At 28.2% G+C, this 6,367-nt stretch carries 5 protein-coding genes; 4 read left to right on the top strand and 1 reads right to left on the bottom strand.

The genetic code is table 11. The features are described 5' to 3' along the window. Nucleotides 1-225 precede the first annotated feature (225 nt). Nucleotides 226-972, bottom strand: coding sequence for a helix-turn-helix domain-containing protein (locus LJE08_RS12475; RefSeq protein ID WP_227403391.1), 747 nt, complete (start codon nt 970-972; stop codon nt 226-228). 204 nt (nt 973-1,176) lie between these two features. On the opposite strand from LJE08_RS12475, the gene LJE08_RS12470 reads away from it, so the two are divergent. The 4 genes from LJE08_RS12470 (at nt 1,177) to LJE08_RS12455 (ending at nt 5,855) form a co-directional block, all read left to right on the top strand. Beyond that, nucleotides 1,177-1,758 (top strand): TVP38/TMEM64 family protein, encoded by a 582-nt coding sequence (locus tag LJE08_RS12470; protein ID WP_227403390.1) that lies wholly within the window; start codon nt 1,177-1,179, stop codon nt 1,756-1,758. Nucleotides 1,759-1,829: 71 nt separating this feature from the next. Continuing rightward, on the top strand, nt 1,830-2,537 hold the full coding sequence (locus LJE08_RS12465; protein WP_227403389.1) for a response regulator transcription factor: 708 nt from the start codon (nt 1,830-1,832) through the stop codon (nt 2,535-2,537). Nucleotides 2,538-2,545: 8 nt separating this feature from the next. Beyond that, complete coding sequence (locus tag LJE08_RS12460) at nt 2,546-4,648, top strand: cell wall metabolism sensor histidine kinase WalK (protein WP_227403388.1); 2,103 nt, start codon at nt 2,546-2,548, stop codon at nt 4,646-4,648. Nucleotides 4,649-5,057: 409 nt separating this feature from the next. Then, a complete protein-coding gene (locus LJE08_RS12455; protein ID WP_227403387.1) occupies nt 5,058-5,855 on the top strand; it encodes a metallophosphoesterase in 798 nt (265 codons plus the stop codon). The last annotated feature ends 512 nt before the right edge of the window (nt 5,856-6,367 follow it).

Below are 6,367 nucleotides of genomic sequence, written 5' to 3'. Positions count from 1 at the left end.
ACCAGGTTAGGAGTTTCACCTAACTAAATCAACTGCACCGAACTGGCGCACCATAAACAATCCCTCCTCAAGCACATTATTAGTTATTTCCATTCACAAGTAAACCTACTATTAGTAGAATTTAACATAATTAGAAAAAATATGAAAAGCAGAGATACACAACAAATATCTCTGCATACACATACCGACAAACAACCTAATACAAATAAAATTTAAAATAAGCATTCATCCATAAATATCCGTATACATATTATTAAGCTTCTTCACACTTAACTTAATATCATTTTCCAATATACCATATAGTTCTAAGTCTTCTTTTGTCATATTATCTTTATGCTTTACATCACCGTTTTTATCTAAACTATATTCATTTACTGCTGAGTCAGAATTTAAACTTCTATTCTTAGCAATATTAAGTGTTATAAACTTAACATCTCTTCTTATAGTGACTACAGTATTTAAATCATTATCAATTGTTCCAACTATAAACTTGTCTTTATCTAAAATATTTTGATTCCATCCTAAGCCCTGTGGTCTCTCAAACATATAGACATCAAATTTTGTTTTTCCACTTAATAATGAATAATTATCTCCCATTTTTTCAAAACCAAGATTAGTTAGTGCTGTATCAAATGATTTCACAAGGATATCTTGCTTATGGTTTTGGACACCAATATAACCAAGAAAAATTAATCCTATAGAAACCATAGCAAGTGTCCCCAACTTAAACCACTTTAAATGTTTTAGCTTTTTATCAATCGACTGCACAATTTCAATATTATCCTTTAACATATAATCAATTGATATACCTGAATCTTCACTAATCTTTACAAGGGTTTCTAAATCAGGATAATTCTTTTCATTTTCCCAATTTGAAATAGTTTGTCTTGTCACATGATAACGCTGTGCAAATTCTTCTTGAGACATGTGCTCTCGTTCTCTTATTTTAAGTATTGTTCGACCTAGTTTCATAATAACTTCCTCCTTTAGTCACTTTTATTTTAACTTTTGATGTTAAAAAATCTAGCAAATATCACTTGAAGACACCATAATACACGCAAAACTTATTTACCTACTATATTAAATATAAAAAGTTAAGAATTTGTTCAGAATTATGTACGACATAATTTCATAATTAAAAATTATTATTGTAAATGTAAAGAGAGGTGTATGTTTATGGCGGCAAAATCCACAAAATATCTAACAATAGGTGGTATAGCATTTTTATTATTATTCATGTACTTTCTAATATCAAATGGATGTTTAACAGACTCAACAAAGCTTGAGCTATTAATAAAAAGTTTTGGAGTCATGGCTCCAGTATTTTTCCTTACTTTACAAATCATTCAAGTAATCATCCCTATCATTCCTGGTGGTATCACTTGTGGCATAGGAATTATCTTATTTGGTCCTTTTTGGGGATTTATCCTTAATTATACTGGTTCAATGATTGGTTCCATTATTGCTTTTCTAATGGTGAAGCATTATGGACACGACTTTATCTTAAAATTTACTGATCAACAAACATATGATAAATATATCGGTTGGTTAGATAAAGGTAATAAATTTAATAAATTGTTCGCTTTAGCAATTTTAGTTCCTGGATTTCCTGATGATCTACTTTGCATGATTGCAGGTCTTACAAGTATGAGTCTTAAAAAATATATCTTTATTATCGCAACTTGCAAACCTCTTGCATTAATTGCTTATTCATGGGGAGTTAAGGAAATCATTATGAAAATTGGTACAATGTTTTAGTTTTATATTGAAATCAAGTACAAATCAATTCATAATTTATAATTGAAAACAATAAAGGGAGCGTGTTTATATTGGAATACAATATTTTAGTCGTAGAAGATGAAAATGGAATTAGAGAAACTATTAGTATTTTCTTAGAAAATCAAGGATACCATATTTTTACAGCTGAAAACGGTGCTCAAGGGCTAGAAATCATTCACAATAATGATATTCATTTAGCCGTTGTTGATATCATGATGCCCGTTATGGATGGAATGACAATGGTATTAAAATTAAGAGAAAAATATGATATGCCAGTAATCTTTTTAAGTGCAAAGTCAGAAGATATCGATAAAATAAAAGGATTAAACGTAGGAGCTGATGATTATATCACTAAGCCATTTGAACCCTTAGAATTAATTGCTCGTGTAAATTCAAATTTAAGAAGATACAGCCAAATCTTAAAATTAAAACAAGGTTATAAAGAAGAAATACAACAAGAAATTTTACAAGTCGGTGACTTAATATTAGACAAAGATACAAAACAAGTAACCATCCATGGTCAAGAATTACATTTAACTTTAAAAGAGTTTCAAATATTAGAATTGTTAATGAGTCAACCTGGTAGAGTATTTTCGAGTGAACAGATTTATGAAAGTATTTGGAACGAAATTGCTATAAACACTGATACAATTATGGTCCATATTCGACGTTTACGTAAAAAAATTGAAGAAGATCCAAAAAATCCAGAATATATTAAAGTTGTTTGGGGTATTGGATACAAAATTGAAAAATTGTAGGTGATATTATGAAGAAAGGAAAAAATATTTTTACTATCATTCTTACATCAATACTATTAATTATGAGTTTTTCTGCTATTAGCTTATATGATAATGTAAATACCAAAGATATTAATAAATTTAAAGATATTGAATACTATTTTTCTGAAGAATTTCAATATACAACATTAGGATTAACAATGCAGTTGGACTCAAATTACACTCCTCTTCTATTCTCAGATTCGGTAAACAACGAAAACAAAGAATATGTTAAAGACGAATTTAACCATCGATTAGAAGATGTAAAAAGCTTTATGCATATGGATAAAGACTTCTTCTATATCGCAAAAAACACAAATACAAATAAAGTTATTACGAATATCAAGAATTATGATCAAAACACATTTAACATCGATAATTATGGTTATACAATTCATGTTAACTATGATAAAGAAGGTTATTGTACAACAGATGGAAATGTAAGTAACGTATTTTCTAAGATAGAAACAAATGATTTATTTGATAGCTCTGAGTATCGATATGAAAAGCCAACATTTTCAGATAATGACATTTCAGTTAATACTCCCAAAAATATAGATATTCAATATATCTTTTCAAAAAACATTAAATCTTTTGAAGGTCTATCTGGTTATTTAAATTCATGGGAACATTACAATTCCTTTAGCGCAGTCGTATTCTGTGTATTTTCATTGATAATTTTCTTATTTATTCTTTTTTACCCCATTAAATATGTTGAACAAACCCATCCATTTAAGACAATAAAAAAGTGGAGTTTTGAAATCAATTTATTTGCATGGCCAACAATTCTAACTTTAGCCTTTTTAGCAATACTAATGCTTGCAGGAACAACAATAAATGGCCAATTAAATTTTATTTTAAATAGTTTTGGAATTGGATACGGAAATCAACTATTATTCGTTATTAATTTCATTGTTTGGTATTTATCCCTACTATCTATAGCAATTAGTGTTTTCTTGATTAAGTTCATTATAGTTTATGGGCCAATTCATTATTTCAAAGATTATACACTCATTTCAAGAATTCTATCCTATATCAAGCGTAAATTAAACATACTCTCAGAAATTGACCTTACATCACCAATGCATACAACTATAATGAAATACGTTCTCATTAATGGTGCTATTACTATCTTTATCGCATTATGGAGTCCTGCCTTATCCATTGTCTTTACTATCATCTATACATTGTTATTGTTCTTCTATATAAAAAAGAAAACTCAAGAAATTCAAACAGATTACAACACACTATTAGATTCCATCAAAAATATTATTTCAGAAGATTTTGATACGATTACTGAAAAAGATTTTGGGATATTTGAATCAAGTAAAGAAGAACTTAATCAACTTAGTGTAAACTTTGAAAAAGCTATTCAAGAAAAAGTCAAATCAGAAAAGATGAAAACTGAGTTAATTTCAAATGTATCACATGATTTAAAAACACCTCTTACATGTATAAAAAACTATCTAACTTTACTTAAAAATGATGATATTACATTGGAAAATAAACATCATTATTTAGAACAACTTACTCTATATACAAATAGACTAAAGAATCTTATCGAAGATTTATTCGAAATCAGCAAAGTTGATAGTGGTAATATCAACCTGAATCTTCAAGAGTTAGATATTGTTTCATTACTGAATCAAGCTTATCTCGAAAATGAAGAAATGTTAGAATCTAAGAACATTACTTTTATAAGGAAAATCAATATTGAGAAATTACTTGTATTCCTTGATAGTGATAAAACATATCGTATCTTTGAAAACTTATTTACAAATATTAATAAATATGCCCTACCAGGTAGTCGCGCATATTTAACAATGACGGAATTAGATAATAGTTTTGAAATCGAGTTTTCAAATATTTCAGAAGTTCCAATGGATTTTACTTCAGAAGAAATCACAGAACGATTTGTTCGCGGTGATAAGTCTCGTTCTAAACAAGGAAGTGGTTTAGGTCTAGCAATCGCTCGTAGTTTTACAGAAGCTCAAGGTGGGTTGTTTGATATTACGATTGATTGTGACCTGTTTAAAGTGAAGATTACATTTCCTAAAAGTCTAGAAAACCAAAAAGGAATTATTACAAAATAAAAATCAGCCATCTCATTCAATTATGATATACTACACCTTACTAATAGGTATCATATCATACGAAGATGGCTTTTTTTGTTAAGAAATTGTTCAGCTTTTTATCAGATATTAGTTAAGACCTTTTCTCTATACTTTAAATAGAAAGAAGGATGATTTATATATGTTAACCGTTATTATGTCGATAATTAGTTTTATATTTATATTTAGCTTTTTCATTTATGAATTCAATAAAACAAGCTTAAATAGTGTTGTTAAAATTCTTTTAGCAACTCTACTATCAATTCCATCGTTAAAACTCAACAGTGTCTTATTTATATTTGAAATACATTTTATTGTAATCACCATCATATTTGAATTCTTGTTCAATAAAATTATAAAAAGTGATAATACAAAGTATAAAAAGCTTTATATGTACATCCCTATTCCTTTAATTCTCTCAATTTGTTTGATGTATTTTGGTTCTTATAACATGAATCACATTTTAAAAACACAATATAATATCGATACGTACAAAACATTAAGTAAAGATTATAAAATTGCGATGATTGCTGACCTCCACTATCCTACATCTACAAATAAGAAAGACCTTAATCGATTGGTAAATCGAATTGCAGATGAGAAACCAGATTTTGTCATGTTGTGTGGTGATATTATTGATGAGAATACAGATTCACAAGAAAGAATCGAAACATTTGAAACACTAGGAAAACTATCAAAATTATCACAAGTATTCTATGTTTACGGAAATCACGACACAGGTAAACACTCATTTTATAATCGTATTCCTAGTAATAAGTTAGAATCGCTTATTGAGAATTATGGTATTCATGTTTTAAACGATGAACAAACCCTATTAAATGATGAAATATCAATTATAGGTAGAAAAGATTATAGTTTACATCAACGACGTGACATAAAATCTTTTGAGATAAATACAGATACTTATAACATTGTAATTGATCATCAACCTAAAAACCTAGAAGATTGCTCACAAAGTAACATTGATTTACATCTATCTGGTCATACGCATGCTGGTCAAATATTCCCTCTTTATTATATCTATGAACTACTTAATATAAACGAACTCAACTATGGTCAAAAATATATCAATCTTATGTCAGCTATCAATACATCAGGCGTATCTGGATGGGGCTTTCCTATCCGAACTGAGCACCATAGTGAATTTGTTATTGTCAATATACTATAAAATTGATAATAATATTATACTATTTTTACAAACTTCACTCATACTCTCTATGCACCAGAGTTCAATTTACATTGAACTCTTTTTATTTTGGATTTGCAAAAATAACTCCTTGATATCTTTTAGACAATTCATTTAATGTTAATTTCTCTGTATGTAATGACTGTTTCCATTGGAAACATCAATGTTTACAATTGGACTTTCCACACAATACTTCCTATCATTAAACAGTAGAGATAACTTCCAAATTTCTGCTCCATATTGTTTCGTTTTACATACTGACTTGATTCAATTACCGTCTTTTTAGATATAAGCTTATTCATAAACAGAAATAGGAAGAATGACGTTTTTGATGACTGACTCAAAGGTCTAAAAAGAGCTACGCCATTTCTTCTCTAAGACTTTGTTCTTATTACATGCCTGAAAAAAGAAAAAGCCATTTATGCTAGTATATTTATAAGACAGGTAAAACATCTCGAATTTGATTTGATAAGGAACCAATCACATTAAAAATA

It is taken from the genome of Holdemanella sp. DFI.5.55, assembly GCF_020593575.1.
Classification (GTDB): Bacteria; Bacillota_I; Bacilli_A; order Erysipelotrichales; family Erysipelotrichaceae; genus Holdemanella; species Holdemanella hominis.
The sequence above is the reverse complement of the archived record's forward strand: the minus strand, read 5'-3'. Positions and strand labels throughout refer to the sequence as shown.